This is a genomic window from Pseudoalteromonas sp. NFXS39, from assembly GCF_040148775.1.
Lineage (GTDB): Bacteria > Pseudomonadota > Gammaproteobacteria > Enterobacterales > Alteromonadaceae > Pseudoalteromonas > Pseudoalteromonas apostichopi.
Genome location: NZ_JAGDEC010000002.1, coordinates 24,315 through 46,442, shown reverse-complemented (window position 1 = coordinate 46,442; position 22,128 = coordinate 24,315). Strand labels below are relative to the sequence as shown.

The window sequence follows — 22,128 nt, the reverse complement described above, 5'->3', positions numbered from 1 at the left end:
CTCTCTAGCCTTCCTTCTCGATCGTAGTCAAGCAATCGCGTAGGATTGAACCGTACTCGTATTTACCTGGACAAACGAAGGTACATAATGCTAAATCTTCTTCATCAAGCTCTAGCGCACCTAACGAAATTGCACCATCAAGATCACGTGCGATTAGATCACGTAATAATAGTGTAGGTAGGATGTCTAAAGGCATAACACGCTCATAGCTACCAATTGGAACCATGGCACGCTTCGAACCACCTGTTGAAGTCGTCATGTTAAATAGACGGCTAGGAGCAAGGTGAGATAAGAAGGTACGTGTTACTGAGAACTTGTTAGCACCTGGTGCAATCCAACCGAACAGCTCTTTTTCGCGACCTTCAAGTAATACAGATACTTGAACATGGTAACGACCTAAGAACGCGTGTGGACCTTGAGAAATAGCGCCAGATAATACAGAACCAGAAATTACACGGTTATCACCGTCTTCTAATTCGCCAGCAACTAAATCATCTAAAGATGCACCTAACTGAGTTTTCACTAAGCGTGGGTTTTTAACACGAGGACCTGCAAGAGAAACTACACGGTCTGTGAAAATTTCACCTGTTAGGAATAAATTACCAAACGCAATTACGTCTTGGTAACCTAAGTGCCAAACCTGCTTGCTTGCAGAAACTGGGTCTAAGTTATGAATGTGTGTACCAACAAGACCAGCCGGATGCTTGCCACCAAACTCATGTACTTCTACTTGAGGGATTGATGAACTAGGCACTTGGCTACCAGCTTGTTTACAAACAAATACTTTACCGTCAGTTAAACGAGATACCACAGCTAAACCAGCTTCAAATGCTTGAGTATTCTCAGCAATGATTACTGCAGGATCTGCAGCTAGCGGGTTAGTGTCGATAGCCGTAACAAAGATAGAGCTAGGATTTGCATCCAAAGCAGCTACTCTGCTAAATGGGCGAGCACGAAGTGCTGTCCATTGACCTGACTGAACTAGTACTTCTTTAACTTTTTCACGGTCTAAGCTCGAAAGCTCGTCGGCCTTGAAAGAGTCAAAGGTGATTTGCTCACTGCCATTAACTTCAATAACAACAGATTGCAGCACACGTTTAGCACCACGATTAATTTCTTTTACTACCCCAGAAGCTGGTGCAGTAAATAAGACGCCTGGGTTCTTTTTGTCTTCAAAAAGTACCTGGCCTTTTTTGACTTGGTCATCCACGCGAACATGCATGGTTGGACGCATACCAATATATTCTTCACCTAGCACAGCTACACGTTTGACGGCAGAACCATCATGAATAACTTGCTGAGGTGCGCCCTCTATCGGTAAATCCAGACCTTTTTTTATGTTGATCATACGCACTTGCATTACATTAACGGAAAGAAACTGAAAAATCGTACCAACCACGTCGCCATTTGATATGCTCAAGTTAAACTCTAAATATCAAAGAATAGCCTGTTTAACACCCCAAACAAGCAACGCAGTAAACTCCTCACATATATTGCCCGAATTTTAACATCAATCAGGGTGACTATGCGAGAGCAAATATGAAATTTATACGACAGATACGGTTATTTAGACTACAAAAACCATTTGAATAAAATTCAATATAGACCAAAGTGCTATTGATGGTGTTTTATTTTCACCCAGAAACAAAAAAGTCGCTTAAAAAAGCGACTTTTCAAAATCAGTTTGTTTAGCAATTAATCGATTAGTTGTGAAATCGCAACATCAGGATTCACATCTTGCTCGTAATCTACACTGTCGATACCAAAACCGAATAAACGTAAAAACTCATTGTGGTAACCCACGTAATCCGTTAATTCGTCGATTGTATCTGTATCTACTGTATCCCAAACATGTTGTACACGAGCTTGAACATCATCTTCTAACTCTTTGTAGTTTTGGAATAAATGACCACCTTCGTCAAAACGTGGCGTTTCACCGTAAAGGTTCTCAGTAAATAGCGAATGAATTTGCTCAATGGTACCTTCGTATGTGCCGTCTGCTTTCATTACTTTGAATAAAGCAGAGATATATAAAGGCATAATTGGAATTGCTGAGCTTGCTTGTGTCACAACCGCATTTAATGAAGAAACATACGCTTCGCCATTTAAGTCTTTTGTAGACTCTTTGATTGCTTGTGTTGCACGGTCAAGATCTTCTTTCGCTTTACCAATTGTCGCATGACCGTAAATTGGCCATGTTAACTCTTTACCGATATAAGTGTAAGCTGTTGTTTTAAAATTATCAGCAAGAACATCTGCTTCTTTAAGCGCGTCAATCCACATTTCCCAATCTTCACCGCCCATTACTTTAATTGTATTGTCGATGTCTTCTTGGCTTGCCGCTTCAACGGTTACTTCATCAATCACGCGCTTTGAAGTATTTAAGTTCTTCGTTGTGATATCAGAGCCGATTGGCTTAAGTGTTGATGAGTAAGTTTCACCTGTATTTGGATCAGTACGACGAGGTGACGCAAGGCTGTAGATAACTAAATCAATTTTACCTAAATCAGCTTTGATTGTATCAATTGCTTTTTGCTTAATTTCGTTAGAAAACGCATCACCATTGATATTCTTAGACCATAAACCGGCTTCTTCAGCAGCTGCTTGGAATGCCGCAGTGTTGTACCAACCTGCAGAACCTGTTTTGCGTTCGCTACCTTCTTTTTCAAAGAAAATACCTAGCGTTTTAGCACCGCCACCAAATGCAGCTGTGATACGTGATGCTAGGCCGTAACCTGTAGACGCACCAATCACTAATACATTCTTAGGTGCATTGCTCAGTGGTCCTTGCGCTTTCACATAATTAATTTGTTCTTGTACGTGCTCAGCACACCCTACTGGATGCGCGTTAGTGCAGATAAATCCACGAATTTTCGGCTTAATGACCATTGATCATCCTATATCTATCACAATAAAAATTAGCGCTAGTTTAAAGGCTAATAGTTAAAATACAGGTCTGATCAGTAAAAACTTTTCAGACCCACTTAAATCTTTCGAGCTTAAAATACCCAAGTAACAAGCTAGTTACAGTGACTGTCCATCTAATTTTAGGTGACTGTCCTGCTAATTTAATCGAACTTTGAGCCACCTAAGCATTTCGGTGACTCAGGTGCCTGTCCATGTTGTTCACTGAACTCTTCTGGAGTAAAAGTGTGAATTGCTAATGCATGAATATGGTTTGCTAATTCATCTTTTAATAGCTCATTTATTTGACGATGACGGGCAAGCAAACGTTTACCAGCAAACTCTTCACTCACAACAACCACTTTAAAGTGCGATTCGGTTCCACGGCTATGCATATGACTTTCGTTGACAACATTTAGGTGTTTACATTCGATACCTGCCGCGAGCTTTTCCTCAATTTGTTGTTGCATTGACATCTGTCATAGACCTTTAATAGCAAAATAATTGTTAGCTACTATATCAAGGGCATGACTCATTTTGCCAATGATTTTATACGATTGAACGAAAGGTAAGGTTAATTCGAGGGTGTTTAAGTTTTTGCTGCTTTGGTAAACTATGTTGGTAATCTCGCTGGCTAAATCCATTCATAATTAAACAACTACCACTTTGCAGCACAACACTATGTTGTTCATTATTGTGTTTATGTTTTATTTTAAATATCCGTTCGGCCCCTAGTGATACAGAAGCGATTGTTGGTTGCTCACCAAGTTCTTTCTCATCATCACTATGCCAGCCCATACAATCTTGCCCATCACGGTATAAATTTACCAATAATGCATTAAATGGAATATGCATTGCTTTAGATAAACGCGCACGCATAGCATCAAGCACCTCTGGCCACGGTTCAACAATTAGCTGTGACCCTGAATAGCCATAGTTAACATTCGGATCAGCAATAAAGCATTGCAAACGCGGGATCACATGGCTTTTTCCATATACCTTTATCGTTGGTTGCTGCCAATTTAGGTGCTGCTGTAGATAGTAAAATAACTCGAGGCTTTTTTGTGCACTTAATGCATTAGCTTGATAATAAAACCCCTCAGGCAAATGATTAGGGTTGGCGTTTGGCTGTTGCATGTTAGAATTTACCTATACATTAATACTTTCGTAAAATCATGATGACCACCCAAGCACAGCTCGGTGATAACACCTATACCCTAGAACGCTTTCCGTTAGATCAAAAAAATCGCAGTCTTCAAGCGTGGGACTCAGGCGATGAGTACCTTGTCAATTATGTACAAGAGCACTATCCACATGCAAATTCAATCCTAATACTCAATGACAGCTTTGGCGCGTTAGCCTGTGCTTTAAATACATTAACAGTTCATTCAGTTAACGACTCGTATATTGCCCACCAAGCTACTCGTTATAATTTACAAGCCAATGAGCTATCAACAGAATCTTTAACACAATTGGACTCATTAGCTGCGTTACCTAGTCAGGTTGATTTAGTGATATTAAAAGTGCCACGCAATTTAGGCTATCTTCAGCATCAACTTGCTGCAATTAGTGCTGCTTTGCCTAGTGACATCGATGTTATTGCTGCTGGTAAAACGAGAGATATCCATAATTCAACCATCAAAGCCTTTAGCCAGTATATTGGTGAAACATCGACAAGTTTAGCTGTAAAAAAATCTCGTTTAGTCATCAGTAAAACCAGTGGTCTTAATAAAGTAGCTCCCTACCCTGTTAACTGGCCTCTAGAAGGTAGTGAATTTGAAATACAAAACCATGCAAATGTTTTTTCACGAGATTCATTAGATATTGGCGCGCGTTTTTTCTTTAACTATTTACCGCAAACAAGCAAAACACGCAGTATCATTGATTTAGGCTGTGGTAACGGTGTTGTTGGCTTGATGACCTTAAATCGTTGCCCTAACGCCCATATAACGTTCGTAGATGAGTCGTATATGGCCGTTGAATCAGCTAAATTAAACGTCACTCACAATTTACCAGAGCAATTAGCGCAGTGTGAATTTGTCCAAAACGACTGTTTAACCGATTTTAAGCCGAATAGTACTGACATTGTATTATGTAACCCACCATTCCACCAAGCACAAGCCGTCACGGATCACATTGCTTGGCAAATGTTTAAACAGGCAAAACAAACATTAAAACAAGGCGGTGAATTAAGAATAATTGGTAATCGTCACCTTGACTACCATGAAAAATTAAAACGCATGTTCGGCAATTGTAAGTTACTTGGGTCAAACAAGAAGTTTGTAGTACTGAGTGCTACAAAAAATAATTAATGGAGCTTACTTCATGAAAAAATTACTTCCTTTATGTTTGTTAGCCGCACTTACTGCGTGTAGCAACCAGCCTAATCAATTAATTTTTAACCCAGTATATCAAGGCGGGAAAATTTCAAATATTAGTGCCAATGTTAGTACTAGCGTGATTGACTTACGTGGCGACAATGTAACCCTAAAAATAATTGAATCTGACAAGATTAAAACTCTTGCAAGCCCTGGAATTACTGATTCTGTAAAAAGCACCTTAGACAGTGCTTTAAGCCGAAATGGTGCAAACATTTCAAACTTATCAACAACGCGTTTTGAATTAGATATTCACAAGCTACAAGCGGTTGTTACAGAAAAAATGATGTCCCATAGCAGCAATGCAACAATAGAATTTGGGGTACGAGTGGTCAAAAATGCGAGCACTTTCAATAAAATTTACCAAGGTAATGCGACTCTTGAAGGGCCGCTCAGACATGATCGCGCAAAAATAGAAGGTCAGCTTAATAAGTTGACTGAACAAATAATTACCCGCATTGTATCTGACCCAGAATTAATCGCCTACTTAGAAGGTTAACTATGAAGCGTATTTTTTTACTTAGTTTTGTATTGTTGTTTGCTCACAGTTCATTCGCAGCGACTGAGGGTAAATTTATTCAAAAAGACAACATGTTTCCACGCGTTGAAATTGTCACTACGCTTGGCAGTATTGTGGTCGAAATGGATCGCTCAAGAGCGCCAATTACAGTAAATAATTTTTTAACTTACGTTGCAGATGGCAGTTATCAGGGGAGTGTATTTCACCGTGTTGAGCGTGATGAAGACAACGAACGTGATTTTGTTATTCAAGGCGGTGGTTACGATAAAGATTACGATGGTCTGCACGAAAACGACCCTATTTTTAATGAAAGCGGCAACGGTTTAAAAAATGATATGTATAGTATCGCTATGGCATACCAAGACCGAAAACCACACTCAGGTACGCGTCAGTTTTTCTTCAACATGGACGATAACGATCACCTTAACCCAGGCCGTGATTGGGGTTTTGCTGTATTTGGTATGGTAATGGATGGCTATGACACATTAGATAAAATCATGCGTGTCGAAACTGCATTCAACGAAAAAATTGGTTACAGCTTTGTACCAAAAACACCGGTTGTTATCTTAAACGTAAAAGTGCTAGACGCTAATCAATAATAAATAGGGGCGCAAGCCCCTTAAAACTGGCAACACTATGACAAAAACCCTTTCTATTTCAGAGTATTTCTCGTACTTCAAAGATAAACGTTTAATCAATATTTTTATTTTTGGTATTAGTAGCGGCTTTCCTTGGGTATTGATTGGCTCTGTCATGTCGGCTTGGTTAAAAGATGAAGGCCTGAGCCGTAGCATGATTGGTTTATTCGGCATCGTGTTTGGTGCGTATAGCATTAACTTTTTATGGTCACCGCTCGTTGACCGTATAAAGTTACCTTTTTTATATAATTGGCTAGGCCAGCGACGCAGCTGGATTTTACTCTGTCAGTCGGTCATTTTTATTGGTACCTTTTCGCTTGCAGGGCTCGATATCAAAACCAACCTCTGGTTCGCAGCCGCATTGTGTTTTGTTATTGCGATTGCCTCAGCGACTCAAGATATTGCTATTGATGCGTTTCGTATCGATACTTTGGCCGAAAATGAGAGCCATAAAACCACCGCAGCTGCAGCAATGGCCACTTCAGGATGGTGGAGCGGCTATGCCTTATTAGGCGCCCTGCCATTTTATATGGCTGACATTCCTTCGATTGATTGGCCGCAAGTCTATTTTTTCTTGTCTGGAGTGATGTTGCTATTGATGAGCAGCGTATTGTGGGCAAAAGAGCCAGAATCAAATCGCGAAGCAGTTCAAGCTGAGCTTGAACAAACATATCAACAAAAGCTTGCTGGCAGTACACAAACTCGCTTTGCTAAAATCGTTGCCTGGCTTGCTGTAACCGTTTTTGATCCGTTTAGAACCTTCTTCGCCCGTAATGGCGTAAAAACAGCATTGGCATTATTGGCCTTTATCTTCTTATTTAAAATCGGTGAAGCCTTTTTGGGTCGAATGTCTATCGTGTTTTATAAAGAAGTGGGCTTTTCAAATAGCGATATTGCAACCTTCTCTAAAGTTGGCACTGCTGTTCTCACCATCGCCTTTACCTTTTTAGGTAGCTTATTCAATCAACGCTATGGCATTGTTAAAGGCTTATTTATTAGTGGTATTGCGATGGCAGCCTCAAATCTTGCCTTTGCTTGGATTGCAATTGCTGGTCCTAAACTAAGCCTATACGCGTTTGCTATTATCGTTGATGGTTTTACCCAAGCTTGGTCTCTGGTTGCCATGGTGGCATTCATATCTATGCTTTGCGACAGAGCTTTTAGTGCCACTCACTATGCGTTACTTGCTTCATTAGGTAATTTAGGAAGAACCTTGCTTTCAAGCTATAGCGGCGTGGTTATTGACGACTGGTTAGCGGGTAATTGGGCGATGTTCTTTGTACTAACAGCACTAATGGTGATCCCATCACTCGTATTTTTATTCTTAATTCGCCATAAGCTTTATGCGTTAGAAAACAACTATCATCAAAGTAATTAACATATTTTATACGAATGTGATTAATTTGAAAAAGTGCAAGGGAGGGGATTAAACAGTGCTTCCTTGCACTATTTATATTACTTTAAAAGCGGCGTTTCGCTTTTAGTAATGAATAATTAAGCGTCTTTTAGCAAGTTAAGACCTTCATATGGGTCAACTTCTAGAGCATCACAATAACGCATGAATTCAATAACATCTAAACGACGTTCTTGGTTTTCAATTTTACCAATGAAAGAATGTGGTGTACCTAAAACCTGAGCAAGGCTACGCATTGTGTGACCTTTTTCGTGACGTTTAGTTTTAAGCCATTTCGTTAATTTCGAGTTTTCTTCAGAAGAAACAGTTTTACCCATCATAAAATACATCTCCTACTAGATGATTCAAGTTAATAATTTAAGAGCGAAATTTGCCCGTCTCACTCTTGGATACATTATATACTAATAACTTTCACTTTGAGTAATTAATGATACAAATGTCTACCTTTTAGGTATGAACCGTTTTTGTACACAAGTCAAAGTGTAGCTAAAATAAAAGCAAGTGCTCTATAGTTAACTGGTTAACTGTACCAAAAAATTGATCAATTGGAAGCGTAACAAGATGAAAGTATCGCTTTAAATTCTGCATATTTATGCTTAAAGTGTATGTAAATACTGAAAAAGGCTAGGAAATGTTTCGTATATTATTTTTGTTGCCAATTGTACTGTGTGCGGTCTGGTACCTGTTTTTAAAACAAAATGGCGTACCAATTAAGCAAGGCAAGAAAGGATTTGTATATATTTTAATCGCATCTACGTTAGTTTTAGGCTTCTTTTTACTGATGATTAAAGTGACCCAACACTAGGGTCACTCATTTTTAATTAAACAGTAACGAATTTACCGATAACTGATGACGATCTCTGAGCATCAACAAAATGGCGAAAGTACTCTGTGACAAATGTTAACTCACTGGCAACAACCGTTGCCAATGCACTCACCATCGGCAGTAATCACAAAAAGGTAGTTAACAGTACCGGATGCAAACGCTGGGCACCGGTTCGCTAAATCGCCTCTTTTGTTGCTAGACCTAGGTTGTGTTAAACATTATGAGTATTAATCAATACTATATTGTTATTTATCACGATACCAAAAGGTTGCTTTAATACAATTAAACTAAGAACAAACCACAGTTGAAAATAGCATGGCACTTAAAATCAAAAACGCCTAATAAAAGCTGTTAAATTGCCTTCACAATATGATACCCATCACGAACAGCGCAGACACAAATGCATGCTCAATAAAGGCTTCTTACACATCTCGCTCTTGCGTTTCACCACACACTTTACTTGTCACACGAGGAATGAGCCCTTGCTGCTCTAACTATGTCTGTAAGCGTGGCTACGCAAAAAATCCTGCTAATAATACGTAATATTTAGCTGAGACGGGGTTTTATGAGAAGTTAAAGCAATAAAAAAGCCACATCAAGTGGCTTTCATAAATACCTAATTAAACGCTGAAGCTGGCTCCGCAACCACAGGTAGTTGTTGCATTCGGGTTATTCACAAAAAAGCGTGCACCTTCAAGCCCTTCAGTGTAATCAACAGTACCATCAACCAGATATTGAATACTCATAGGATCAACAACTAGTGTCACACCATTTTTTACAATTTCTAAATCGCCAGGGTTAGCTTTTTCATCAAAAGTAAAACCATATTGAAATCCTGAGCAACCACCGCCCGTGACGTAAACACGCAGTTTAAGATCTGGATTCTCTTCTTCTTCGATTAACTGTTTAACACGAACAGCCGCTGCATCGCTGAACTTGATTGGCAACTCATCTGACATACCAAAACCCTCAAAACCTATAATGGTTGCAATTATCTAATACCCGAGTGTTTTAATCAAGTATCCACATGGGGCAACTCAATTTAGCGGGACAATTGGCTAACCTATTTGTATTGGACTAAAGTTAATTTGTACTACATTTTAGCTGGCGATATTTTGCACTGAGGAAAGGTAATTGTGATAGAGCACTTCAAGCTTCACTTTATAACTGATCACTTAAACAGTGCACAGGTCATTCCGGCAGACTACGATTTACTACTCGTTTCTGCTTCAATCCTCATAGCCATATTCGCTTCCTATATTTCTTTTTTATTATCTGCCCGTATCAAGCACTCTTATCTAAAAAATGAAAGTCAGGTCTGGACCATCATGGCTTCTTGCTTTTTAGGTATAGGGATTTGGGGAATGCACTTTGTTGGTATGCTTGCATATAACTTACCCATCCCTATTGAATACAATATTAGCATCACCTTGGTCTCAATTTTACCAAGTGTATTTGCCAGTTACATCGTACTATCCCCTGCCTTACAAACGGATAAAGGATTATTCTTCAGAAGTATTTTAATGGGTGCAGGAATCGGTTGTATGCATTTTGTTGGTATGATGGCGATGGTTATACCTGCAAAAATGGCCTATGAACCTTGGCTGTTCTCTTTGTCTATTCTCGTAGCTATTGTTTTATCAGGTATCGCACTAAAGATTAATGATTTTCGACTTGCCAAAGGCGTTCATAAAACACGAATGAATCTGGTCGTTGCCTTGATAATGGGCAGTGCAATCTCGGGGATGCATTACATCGGCATGATATCGATGTCGGTTTTTGAAACTGAATATACCACTTATGTTACGAACCATGACTACTCAACGTTAGCTCAACTTATTATTTTTATTCTTGCAGCATTAAGCCTGCTTGTACTGGGTGTTGTTGAGCTCAGAGCAAGGAGCTTGTTATCGGCAAAATTAAAAGCTGTGCTTAGTACGGTAAAAGATGCGGTTATTAGCTTTAATAATGAAGGGAGAATTGAATTTGCCAACCCTGCTGTTATCCACATTTTTGGTTACCAACCACACGACTTAATTGGTAAACATATTCGCACTCTCATACCGGAAAATTCTATAGAACTTGATGAAATTTTACGAGACTCACAGCTTAGCAAAAAAAGTGCAGGTAAAGGGACCAGCCGACTTTTAAAAGGACAACGAGTGAACAAAAAGCGGTTTCCTATAACTTTAGCAATCAGTTCAATTGGTAAAAAAGAGTCCGGACCTTATGTTGCAACCATAAAAGATCTCTCTGATATTCGAAATCAAGAAGCCTTTACGCAAACTATTTTCGATAATTTGCCAATTATGTTGTTTGTGAAAGAAGCTGGGCATTTAACATTTAGCCATGTAAATAAGGCCGGTGAGCAACTACTTGGTAAAAGTAAAAATCAACTAATCGGCTTAAATGACTTTGATATTTTTAGTAATGAACAAGCAGTCAGCTTCGTGCAAACCGATCGCGATGTATTAAAAGGAGATGACACCCTTACTATCGATGAAAATCCAATCACTATCGATGGTAATACTCACTACCTAAAAACCCGTAAACTCGCAATAAAAGACAGCAACGGTAAAGCACAATATTTACTGGATGTATCTGAAGATGTGACTGAATTAAAACAAGCTAAAAGCGAGCTTGAAAGCTTACACCAGCGTATGTCTATGGCAGCTGATGCCGCACATATTGGCATATGGGAATGGAACTTTGATACTAACGAACTGATTTGGGATGACTGGATGCATACCTTATTCGAGATCCCAAAATCAGAATTTAAAGGGGACTATTCAGCTTGGGCAAATAGCCTGCATCCAGATGAATATGAAGACGTGACCAACAAGCTAAAACTCGCGATCTTAAATGGCGAAGAGTTCCACGCAGAGTTTCAAATAGTTCTGCCTTCTGGCAAAACCCGCTATATCAATGCTGATGGCAGAATATACGGCAACCGTATGATTGGCGTTAATTTCGATATTACGAAACGAGTTATGGCAGAGAAAAAAATACGACAGCTGGCACAAACAGACCATCTTACTGGTTTAGCGAACCGAAATGCGCTTGAGCGTTTCATCAAACAAGAATTTGCTCGGGTTGAAAAGACAGGCTCTAAAGTAGGTTGCTTGTACTTTGATCTTGATAAGTTTAAGCCGATTAACGATAGCCATGGCCATGCTATGGGGGATAAAGTTTTGGTAGAGGTTGCCAAACGCTTACAAGATACAGCTAGCAAGACCGATTGCGTTGCACGCATTGGTGGAGATGAGTTTGTGGTTATTGTTACCGACATAGAGAGCCAAGCACAAATAAACCGTGCGCTATCACGCTTGATATGTGCAATTAAAGCGCCTATAAAATCTGAGTTTGGTGATTTGCAAGTTGAAGCGAGTGTTGGTTTTGCACTATACCCCGACGATGCTCAATCATTTGATGAATTGCTAAGCATGGCCGACAAACGCATGTATAACCAAAAGCATCACTGCTTTAGCTGTAATGTTATGAGCTGTAAATAAGCAAATAAATACTGATAATAAATCTAATTTAGACGTATACTTATTAAACAATTAATAAAAACTTTTTACCATGCGCACTTGTTTTTATGCTCTTATTATACTTGTTTTCAGCTCATCTTCAGCGGCTAGTACAAGGTTACAAGAAACTTGGAAAATAACCTCACTAGAATTCCCTCCATATGCTAGCAGTGAAATGGAAAATGGCGGAGATGCCATCGCTTTTTTAAGAAGCTCGCTTGCTAAACAATCTATAAGTCTTGAGGTTGAATACTTACCTTGGCAGGATGCTATAAAAAAAGCCGAGTTAACAGGCTACCTTGGTTATTATCCTGCTTGGCCTTCAGAAATAATGCCTGGTTTTATTGCCTCACCAACTATCTTAAACTCCCAAATAGCGGTTATTACTACCCAGTCAAACCCACAGGATTTTGAAAATATTGAACAGCTTTTTAGTGAAAATAAAGTAGGAGTTGTTGGGCCCTACACCTACCCTGATGTTATCAAAAAAGTAATCAAATCCTATGAAGACAGCATAGTAAAAACAACAAACGATGAAGAGTTGTTTCACTTAATGCAAACTAAGCAAATTAATTTTGCGATTAGTGCGCCAAAAGTTCTTAATTACTTTGCAAGGCAGCAGAACTTCCCAGAGCCAAAAATAGTGACTCAGTTTCCAGACTTCCCGTTAGTGATTGGTATGAGAGATAATGCGGAAAATCAGGCTAAAATCACTTTACTCAATGATTTATTTGCTGGCACTAGTTCTTTAGCAACAAACTACTCTCGGCCAAAAAAATTGTTGTTAACCTATATAGATATACCTCGCATCACGCCTTTTAAAGAAATAATGGCTGATGTTTATAGTGATTTAAATATCAAGGTTCAGATGCAAGCAACCCCGGCTAGAAGAGGCGTATTGCTATTGAACGCAGGCGTGGTTGACGGTGATATTGTGCGTTCAAAAAGCAACCTAAAAAAGTTCGACAACGTGATTGTCGTTGAGCCAAGTCTTGGCATTATAAACTTGGTACTTTTGTGTCGAAAATCACGGCCATGTGACCGGGATATTTTAGCTAAACCAAATAATCGAATTATGAGTTCTATTGGTGATACCGAGATTCTCAGCGAGTTTGATATTAAGGCAGAAATTATTAATAACGAAGACTTAAGCCATACCCTTAAAATGTTAAAAAAAGGCCGTCTAGATTATGCGCTCTACCCTGCACTGAATAGCGATATCAACATTTTTCAAAATGACTTCTCTGTGGTTATCTTAAGACAATTGGCTATAAACACAGTTATTCATAAAAAACACGCACCGCTTGTAGATGAATTATCTAAAGCAATTACCGCTCGCTTACCTGAATTAACGAAGCAAATTAACAACAGCACAGATTAGCTAAATTTACCCAAAATGCGGATAAATTATAAAATCCCAACGACTTAGTGAATTTGATTTGCTAAACTGCAGCTCAAAAGTGCTGTGAGGAAATATGCATGTGGCTTGAGAGACTAAGACGTCGCCTAGCAAAGCCTAAAACATCTGTGCAATTGTGCTTACTTGGTGTAAGTGCAGGGTTAATTGCGGCAGTGTTGATCATACTTTTTCGCCTCACCATCATGTTTTTTCAAAGCTTATTTTTAGATAAGCCCGACGATTTTACCACTTTACCAACTTACGAACGGGTGATAATGCCTGTTGGTGCAGCCTTATTAATTGCCTTATTTGCCGCCTTAACAGGCTTTAAGCATTATCGCCTTGGCATCCCATTCGTAATACACCGCATTAAAAAACATTATGGTCATATGCCGCTCTATAACACGGTCAACCAATTTGTCGGTGGTGCACTAGCTCTAATTAGTGGTTTTTCAGTTGGTCGAGAAGGTCCATCAGTACATATGGGCGCAACAGGTGCGAGTTTACTCGCCGACAAGTTACACCTTCCCCATAATGCAATGCGCACTCTTACGGGTTGTGGTGTCGCGGCTGGTATTGCCGCATCGTTTAATACACCACTAGCAGCCGTCATATTTGTAATGGAGGTGGTGCTCAGGGAATATAAAGTGCATATTTTCGTGCCCATCATGCTTGCAGCGGTTACAGGGGCATTAGCAACTCAATTTGTCTTCGGTGATGCTTCAGAGCTTGCGCTTATCACCATGAACCCATTGAGTGGTTGGCATTATCCATTTTTAATCATTTTTGGTATGGCACTTGGCGCTGTTGCTTATGCGTTTAACCAAAACTTAATGCTCATAATTCGCACATTTAAACCACTTAGCATGTTTCCTCGCCTATTACTGGCAGGATTTATCGCGGGCTTGATTGCTTATATGGTCCCTCATGCAATGGGCTCTGGTATGAGTGCTATTACTATTGCTATTGAATCACCTGACGATGTGCAGTTTTTAACAACCATCTTGATTGCCAAATTACTCGCCACCTTGTTTGCTATTGGTTTAGGTATCCCCGGCGGAATCATCGGCCCTGTTATTGGGCTAGGAGTTTTGATGGGCACCTTAATGGCCTTTTTTGCACAGTTTATTAGCCCAGGCGTTGATATCACAGGTACCTATAGCATGCTTGGCATGGCAGGGTTATTGGCCGCGACATTACACGCACCACTTGCAGCTTTAACCACGGTTATGGAGTTAACTTCAAGTCCTGAGATTATTGTGCCTGCGATGATTGTGATCTCAACAGCCTATGTCACTGCACTGCAGTTTTTTGGTAACCGCTCTATTTTTATGCAACAACTCGATTTCCAAGGGCTTGAATATCAAATATCACCAGCCACCGAAGCATTGCAAAAAGTCGGGGTGATGGATGAAATGGATGAACAATTCAAGCTACTCTACAGTGACGACAAACAACAAATCAAAGAGTCGCTGGATGCCCTTGATAGCCAAACCCCTCTTATTGTTCATGATGAAGAAAATGGCTACCGCCTCGCAGAGTATGATTTAAGTTTGATGTCTGACCAAGAAAGTAATATCAAATATGTTAGCCTTGCGGGCTTAAGTAGCCAAGCCACTTTAGCCGATGCCTTTGACTTACTAAAAGATAAGCGCAGCGGTGCAGTGTATATTTACAACCTGCTTGATAACCAACAAATTATGGGACTTTTGCGTTGGGACCAAATCAGACATATCCTTACCATACGTAACAGCTTGTTATAACAATTAAAATGGATGCTTAAATGACTGCACTATTAGTTTATAAAACTTTCCACGTATTTTTTATGATTGCTTGGTTTGCAGGTATTTTTTACCTGCCAAGACTATTTGTTTACCATGCAATGAGTGAAGAAAAAGCCTGCAACTCAATGCTTAAAGTAATGGAGCGTCGTTTACTTTATTTTGTTACACCGTTTGCCGTTTTAACACTGGTGTTTGGCGTACTCACTATTTTTGAATATGGCCGTGATTGGTTTAGATATAGCATGTGGCTGCACTACAAACTTGTGTTAGTAATTATTCTTTACATCTACCATGGCTACTGCTTTAAATTACTGGCTGACTTTAAGCATGACCGTAATACACGAAGCGATCGCTTTTACCGTATTTTTAATGAAGTTCCAGTACTCATCCTTTTAGCTATAGTGGCACTGGCAATTATTAAACCTAACTTATAATTTGCTGCTGTGTACGCTAAAAATTTGCTATAGTACTGCGCAAATTTATGCGGCCTCCCATACCGAGCGCCAGCGCCCAATAAATGTAATTAGGAACAAACCCCATGCTAAGTTTCCAAGGTGAAAATATCCTGTCGGTCAATCAGCTTGATCGAGATTGTATTGAACGTATTTTTGCAGTTGCTAAGAAAATGGAGCCTTATGCTAAAAAGCAAAAGCGCACCAATGTTTTAGAAGGCGCAATTTTAGCGAACTTGTTCTTCGAGCCAAGTACACGTACCCGTGTAAGCTTCGGCACTGCATTTAACTTACTTGGTGGCTTAGTTCGTGAAACCACGGGCATGCAAAGCTCTGCGTTAGCAAAAGGTGAGTCTTTATATGATACAGCTCGCGTAATCTCAGCGTATGCAGATGCAGTTGCAATGCGCCACCCAGACGCAGGCTCTGTTGCTGAATTTGCCACAGGTTGCGATGTACCTGTTATCAATGGCGGTGACGGTTCGAATGAGCACCCGACACAAGCCTTGCTTGACTTACTAACCATCGAACGTGAACTTGGTCGTTTCGACCAAGGTATCGACGGTATGCACATTGCCCTTGTAGGTGATTTAAAATATGGCCGTACTGTACATTCTCTATCTAAACTACTTTGTCATTATAAAGACGTAAAATTCTCTATGGTGGCACCTGATGGCTTGCAAATGCCAGACTACATTTTGGATGCTGTTGATAACGCTGGTCATAAAATACAAGTAGTGGATAAAATGGAAGGCAACTTGGCGGCAGATATTGTGTATCAAACCCGTATCCAAGAGGAACGCTTCCCTTCACAAGAAGAAGCTAACAAATACCGTGGTGGTTTTCGTATCAGCCAAGCAATTTACAACGCACACTGTAAGCCCAACTCAGTACTGATGCACCCACTTCCTAGAGATAGCCGTTTAGAAGCAAACGAGCTAGATAACGATTTAAATAGCAACGACAACCTAGCAATTTTTCGCCAAGTACAAAATGGCGTGTTAATTCGCATGGCGTTGTTTGCTCTAACCTTAGATGTTGCCGACAAAGTTGAGCAATATGAAGTCGACGTGCCTTGGTTCAGCCGTAAACGTAATAGCTAACACGCTTCGTTTTGGGTTCTTTGAGCCCTTGCAAACCAACTCATTTAACGTGACAACCCAATAGGACTATTCATGACAATTAGCCAAGATCTTTTTAATCGCGCACAAGAATCAATCCCAGGCGGTGTTAACTCACCAGTTCGTGCCTTCAATGGCGTTGGCGGTACTCCTTTATTCATCACTAAAGCTGAAGGTCCTTTTACCTTTGATGCTGATGGTAACCGTTATATCGATTATGTTGGTTCATGGGGACCAATGATCATGGGTCATAACCACCCTGCTATTAAACAAGCGGTATTAGAAGCCGTTGAAAATGGCCTAAGCTATGGTGCACCGACCGAAACTGAAATCTTAATGGCCGAAAAAGTAAAAGAGCTCGTACCATCAATCGAAAAAGTGCGTATGGTAAGCTCTGGTACTGAAGCGACTATGAGTGCAATTCGTTTAGCGCGTGGTTTCACTGGACGTGACAAGATCTTAAAGTTTGAAGGCTGTTACCACGGTCATGCCGACTCACTACTAGTAAAAGCAGGCTCAGGCGCGCTTACAATGGGCGTTCCTAATTCACCGGGCATCCCTGAAGATTTTGCTAAGCACACATTAACGGTGTCGTTTAATAACCTTGATGAAGTCAAAGCAATTTTCGAAAAATACGCTGATGACATTGCCTGTATCATCGTTGAGCCAGTTGCTGGCAACATGAACTGTATTCCACCTGTACCTGGCTTCTTAGAAGGTCTACGTGAAGTGTGTGATGAATACAAATCAGTGCTTATTTTTGATGAAGTAATGACAGGTTTCCGTGTTGCTTTAGGTGGCGCACAAGCTTACTACAACATCAAACCAGACCTTACTTGCCTAGGTAAAGTAATCGGTGGCGGTATGCCAGTGGGTGCATTTGGCGGTAAGAAAGAAATCATGGATTTCATCGCACCTGTCGGCCCAGTTTATCAAGCAGGCACATTATCAGGTAACCCAATTGCCATGACTGCAGGCTTAAAGTCGCTTGAGTTATTATGCGCTGAAGGTCTACACGATGAACTAGAAGCTAAGAGCAAAGCAATTTGTGAAGGCTTTGAAGCCGCAGCGAAAAAAGCAGGTATTCCACTTACAACAAACTACGCGGGTGGTATGTATGGCTTCTTCTTTACTGACAAAGAAAAAGTAACTAGCTACCAACAAGCGACTGAGTGTGATTTAGAGCGCTTTAAAAAGTTCTTCCACTTAATGCTTGAAGAAGGCGTTTACCTTGCTCCTTCAGCTTTCGAAGCTGGCTTTGTATGTGCTGAACACTCTGAAAAAGAGATCAACGATACTATTGCAGCAGCAGAGCGCGCATTCGCGAAGCTTTAAACCGAAAATAATATAGGTCACTTTTAATCGGTGGCCTATACTTCCAAACGTTTACCCCATCAGAAAATAATAGATAAGATTATTTTCGAAAATTAAAAACCAAAAATATTATAATTAAAACATCATTTATACAAACCAAATGATTTTTCCCTGCATTTATATTTTAAAATATAACGAAAGCGACATAAAAAACCCAACAAACTGTTTTATAAGAATTAAAAGTAGAATTAAAATTTACTTAACGCAATTACATCAAATTACATCTGTGTATTTTTTGTATAAACAAGCAAAAAAAGTCAATTTTAGATCGTTCCAAGGCGTTTTTTTGTAAGTTTATCGTATTTATAATATAAAAAATTGATCTGTATGTCCCCAATGTGTTACCAATTTGTTTCACGCTTTATTTAATAGTTAAAACCCCAAATAAATAAAAAACAAAGCGTGGTAGTTATTAACAAACAATAACAAATCAAAATCTAAAATTTCACAGGGAAAGCTCAATGAAAAACAACTTTTCAAAAACATTTAAGCGTTCATTCACAGCTGCAGCTGTTGCTATGACCTTAAGTGCAGCAATGCCTGCTATGGCTGACAATGTTAATGGTGCAATCAAAGGTAACATCGTTACTCAGTCTGGCGTTTCTTTAGCTGGTGCAACAATCACCATTACCGATAAGTCAAAAGGTTATGAAAAAACTCTCATTGCAGATGCAAATGGCCAGTTTAATCTTAACCAAGTACCTGTTGGTAAATATAATGTAACAGTGTCACAGGCTGGTTTTGAAAAAGCACAGATCAACGATGTAATTATCGGTGTTGGTAAAACTGCACTACTCGAGATTCCATTGGTTGAAGGTAATATAGAACGTATTGCAGTTGTTGGTGGCGCAGTTCGTGCTGTTGACGTTTCGGTTACGGAATCATCATTGAACATTAGTTCAGAAGAACTTGAATTATTACCGGTTGCTCGTTCATTAACATCAGTTGCTTTACTAGCTCCTGGTGCAACTGAAGGTGATAGTCGCTTTGGTGATCAAGCATCATTCGGTGGCTCATCTGTCGCAGAAAACGCATATTACGTAAATGGTCTTAATATGACTAACTTCCGTAACGGTTTAGGTGGCGCAACCATCCCATTCTCAGCATATGATAGCTTCCAAATTAAGACTGGTGGTTATTCGTCTGAGTTTGGTCGAACAACTGGTGGCCTAATCTCTGCAGTAACAAAATCAGGTACAAATGACTTTCACTTTGGTGTTGAGTCAATTTACTCTCCTGATTCATTAAGAGAACAAGCACCAAATTCAGTTTACTTACAAAATGATCGTTGTGAGGCTGCTGATGGTCACTGTATTGGTGATTTATTTGTTAACAACCAAGATGACTATGTAAACTCATTTGAAACAAATATTTATGCTTCAGGTGCACTAATTGAAGATACGCTTTTCTTCTACGGAATTTATACATTCCGTGATATCGAACAAGAGTACGGTAATGCTTCTCAAACCTCTCTAACAAAAGAAAAAGATGATGACCCTTACTATCTAGCGCGTATTGACTGGAACATCAATGATGATCATCAATTAATGCTTTGGGGTTTTAGCGATGAACGCACATACTCAGAAAGCACAATCGAAGATCCTAATGGCGTTGGCAACTACACAGTAGATGGCGGTACAGCTTATCACAAACGCGGTGGTGAAAGTTTTGCAGTACGTTATACAGGTAACCTGACTGATGACTTAAGCATGTCTGCTATGTATGGTGAAGTTAAATTCTCAGAAACTGATTATTCTGACTTTGATGACTGCCCTACTGGCTATGACGCAGACTTAGGTGTTGATACTACCTGTTATGTAAACTTCACTGTAGGCGCCAATGAAGATAAGCGCGAGCAATTGCGCGTTGACTTTGATTGGTACTTAAATGATGAGCATACATTAAGATTTGGTTATGACTCAGAAACCAATACATCAGATGCAACTACGATTAACTCTGGTGGTATTTACTACTACTACAGAACATACGAAGAAGGTGCTCGCCTTCCAAACGGTTATATTCTTCCAGAAGAAATGAAAACAACTCGTGTACGTAACTATAAGAATGGTGGTGCATTCGAAGTTGAAAACTGGGCGATTTATATCGAAGATCAATGGGCTGTTACAGATAACTTAACGTTAACTTTAGGTCTACGTAATGACAGTTTCACAAACTACAATGCTGATGGCGATGAATTTGTATCTATTGATAACCAAATTGCGCCAAGATTAGGTGCATCTTGGGATATCAATGGTGACGGTGACAGTAAATTATTTATTACAGCAGGTCGATATTACTTACCTGTTGCTGCAAATACGAACATTCGCCTTGCAGGTGCCGAAACTTATATTCACACTTGGTACGAGTATGAAGGCCTTAATGCTGATGGTACTCCTGTTGGTTTGAGCAATCAATTAGGTGATATCGCTATTTCAAATGGTGGTGATGGCACAGCAAAACCTTCAAACACCCTAGCAGATAAAGATCTTGAGCCTATGTACAATGATGAAATCATTGTAGGTTATCAAGCAGCGATTAATGATGACTGGTCTTGGAGCATCAAAGGTACATACCGCACACTTGGTAATCAAATTGATGATGGCTCATACATCTTTACTGATGAAAATGGTGAAAAAATTGGTGAAAACTGGTTCCTATTTAACCCAGGTAATGGCGCAACATTTAATTTTGACTTAGATGGGGACGGTGTAACTGAAGAGTATAGCTTCACAGCTGAAGAGCTAGGTTATCCTGAAGCTAAACGTCGTTACGCTGCAGTTGACCTTTCAATTGAGAAAAGTTGGGATGAGGTGTGGTCTTTAAAAGCACTATACACTTGGTCACATAACTACGGTAACACAGAAGGTTTTGTTAAATCTGATAATGGTCAAGATGATGCTGGTTTAACACAAGACTGGGATTACCCTTATCTTATGGATGGTGCTAACGGTAACTTACCAGCAGACCGTCGTCACAATATTAAAGTTTACGGTGCATACGCAGTTACTGAAAACTTCTTAGTAGGCGCAAATCTAAATATTGCTTCTGGTCGTCCTTGGACAGCACTAGGTGCGGGCTATACACCAAACCCAGACTTATATGATTATGGCGATACTTATTATGTAGGTGATAAACGCTATCCTCGCGGCAGTATGGGAACAACTCCCTGGACAGCGCGATTAGATCTTAACTTTACGTACAACTTGCACTTTAATGATCAAAAAGTACGCTTCGCATTAGATATTTTCAATATATTTGATGCAGCTACAGCAACTCGTTATGACGAAGTTGCTGAAATAGCGGCTGGTGATGACAGTGCAACATTTGGTTTAGCTGAAAGTTATCAATCTCCTCGTAGAGTCCAACTATCTGCTTCTTACGACTTTTAATTTCGATTAAATTAGTAAGATAAGCAACGATTCTAAAAGCCTCATTATGAGGCTTTTATTTTTTAATATTTACAACTAAATAGTGCTGCAATAATTAGTCGATATTTATTTAAAGTGAATCAAGCAACCTTATAAAATACAAGTGAAAGCATGAGGAAGGAACAAGGCTTCAAAATAAAACCATACTAATGGTAGGTTAATAGTTTTCGCGGCATTAATGTCTGATTTAGGCATACAAGAATAACAAATTATTGTACAAATCATTCAATAAAGTACTGCAATTCAAGCTCTATAAACGTCATTTTGCTTGCCAGAAGCACTGAAAAAAGTACATTCATTGCAATCTACAACATACAAATTTAGCTCAATTATACATTGAGCTAAATACTTGAAGGACCA

17 protein-coding genes are annotated in these 22,128 nt (G+C 39.6%); 11 read left to right on the top strand and 6 right to left on the bottom strand.

The annotated features are described in order from the left end of the window. Window positions 1–4: 4 nt before the first annotated feature. The 4 genes from J3455_RS03730 to J3455_RS03715 form a co-directional block, all read right to left on the bottom strand. Window positions 5–1,348 (bottom strand): Na(+)-translocating NADH-quinone reductase subunit A, encoded by a 1,344-nt coding sequence (locus J3455_RS03730; protein ID WP_130052185.1) that lies wholly within the window; start codon window positions 1,346–1,348, stop codon window positions 5–7. A 347-nt stretch (window positions 1,349–1,695) separates the two neighbouring features. Further along, the gene (fabV, locus tag J3455_RS03725) at window positions 1,696–2,889 is read right to left on the bottom strand and encodes an enoyl-ACP reductase FabV (protein WP_130052186.1); all 1,194 of its coding nucleotides are present in this window, start codon (window positions 2,887–2,889) and stop codon (window positions 1,696–1,698) included. A 179-nt stretch (window positions 2,890–3,068) separates the two neighbouring features. Beyond that, window positions 3,069–3,380 (bottom strand): BolA family protein, encoded by a 312-nt coding sequence (locus J3455_RS03720; RefSeq protein ID WP_130052187.1) that lies wholly within the window; start codon window positions 3,378–3,380, stop codon window positions 3,069–3,071. A 73-nt stretch (window positions 3,381–3,453) separates the two neighbouring features. Continuing rightward, window positions 3,454–4,041 (bottom strand): alpha-ketoglutarate-dependent dioxygenase AlkB family protein, encoded by a 588-nt coding sequence (locus J3455_RS03715; protein ID WP_167659142.1) that lies wholly within the window; start codon window positions 4,039–4,041, stop codon window positions 3,454–3,456. A 41-nt stretch (window positions 4,042–4,082) separates the two neighbouring features. Between J3455_RS03715 and J3455_RS03710 the strand changes: the two genes are divergently transcribed. The 4 genes from J3455_RS03710 to J3455_RS03695 are packed head-to-tail and all read left to right on the top strand — an operon-like array spanning window position 4,083 to window position 7,818. Then, on the top strand, window positions 4,083–5,216 hold the full coding sequence (locus J3455_RS03710; RefSeq protein ID WP_349561353.1) for a methyltransferase: 1,134 nt from the start codon (window positions 4,083–4,085) through the stop codon (window positions 5,214–5,216). Between the two features lie 13 nt (window positions 5,217–5,229). Further along, window positions 5,230–5,781, top strand: a complete 552-nt coding sequence (locus J3455_RS03705; RefSeq protein WP_130052189.1) for a YajG family lipoprotein — start codon at window positions 5,230–5,232, stop codon at window positions 5,779–5,781. 2 nt (window positions 5,782–5,783) lie between these two features. Further along, on the top strand, window positions 5,784–6,401 hold the full coding sequence (locus tag J3455_RS03700) for a peptidylprolyl isomerase (RefSeq protein WP_130052190.1): 618 nt from the start codon (window positions 5,784–5,786) through the stop codon (window positions 6,399–6,401). Window positions 6,402–6,438: 37 nt separating this feature from the next. After that, a complete protein-coding gene (locus J3455_RS03695; protein WP_178926670.1) occupies window positions 6,439–7,818 on the top strand; it encodes an AmpG family muropeptide MFS transporter in 1,380 nt (459 codons plus the stop codon). A 116-nt stretch (window positions 7,819–7,934) separates the two neighbouring features. Here the strand turns inward: J3455_RS03695 and J3455_RS03690 are convergent, their stop codons facing one another. Further along, complete coding sequence (locus J3455_RS03690) at window positions 7,935–8,174, bottom strand: helix-turn-helix domain-containing protein (protein ID WP_054562310.1); 240 nt, start codon at window positions 8,172–8,174, stop codon at window positions 7,935–7,937. Between the two features lie 1,126 nt (window positions 8,175–9,300). Beyond that, on the bottom strand, window positions 9,301–9,639 hold the full coding sequence (gene erpA, locus J3455_RS03685; protein ID WP_036966451.1) for an iron-sulfur cluster insertion protein ErpA: 339 nt from the start codon (window positions 9,637–9,639) through the stop codon (window positions 9,301–9,303). 177 nt (window positions 9,640–9,816) lie between these two features. Here erpA and J3455_RS03680 point away from each other — a divergent pair, with 177 nt between their 5' ends. From J3455_RS03680 to J3455_RS03650, 7 genes are all read left to right on the top strand, one after another. Then, window positions 9,817–12,192 carry a diguanylate cyclase domain-containing protein gene (locus J3455_RS03680; RefSeq protein WP_178926668.1) on the top strand — a complete coding sequence of 792 codons (2,376 nt, stop codon included), beginning with the start codon at window positions 9,817–9,819 and terminating at the stop codon, window positions 12,190–12,192. Between the two features lie 193 nt (window positions 12,193–12,385). Beyond that, window positions 12,386–13,591, top strand: a complete 1,206-nt coding sequence (locus J3455_RS03675; protein ID WP_294087940.1) for a type 2 periplasmic-binding domain-containing protein — start codon at window positions 12,386–12,388, stop codon at window positions 13,589–13,591. A gap of 98 nt (window positions 13,592–13,689) precedes the next feature. After that, a complete protein-coding gene (locus J3455_RS03670; protein WP_130049522.1) occupies window positions 13,690–15,372 on the top strand; it encodes a chloride channel protein in 1,683 nt (560 codons plus the stop codon). Between the two features lie 20 nt (window positions 15,373–15,392). Beyond that, window positions 15,393–15,827 (top strand): CopD family protein, encoded by a 435-nt coding sequence (locus J3455_RS03665; protein WP_130049523.1) that lies wholly within the window; start codon window positions 15,393–15,395, stop codon window positions 15,825–15,827. 104 nt (window positions 15,828–15,931) lie between these two features. Continuing rightward, a complete protein-coding gene (locus J3455_RS03660; protein ID WP_130049524.1) occupies window positions 15,932–16,948 on the top strand; it encodes an aspartate carbamoyltransferase in 1,017 nt (338 codons plus the stop codon). 72 nt (window positions 16,949–17,020) lie between these two features. Then, a complete protein-coding gene (gene hemL / locus J3455_RS03655) occupies window positions 17,021–18,301 on the top strand; it encodes a glutamate-1-semialdehyde 2,1-aminomutase (protein ID WP_167659136.1) in 1,281 nt (426 codons plus the stop codon). Between the two features lie 500 nt (window positions 18,302–18,801). Continuing rightward, a complete protein-coding gene (locus J3455_RS03650; protein ID WP_167659135.1) occupies window positions 18,802–21,729 on the top strand; it encodes a TonB-dependent receptor in 2,928 nt (975 codons plus the stop codon). Window positions 21,730–22,128: the final 399 nt, after the last annotated feature.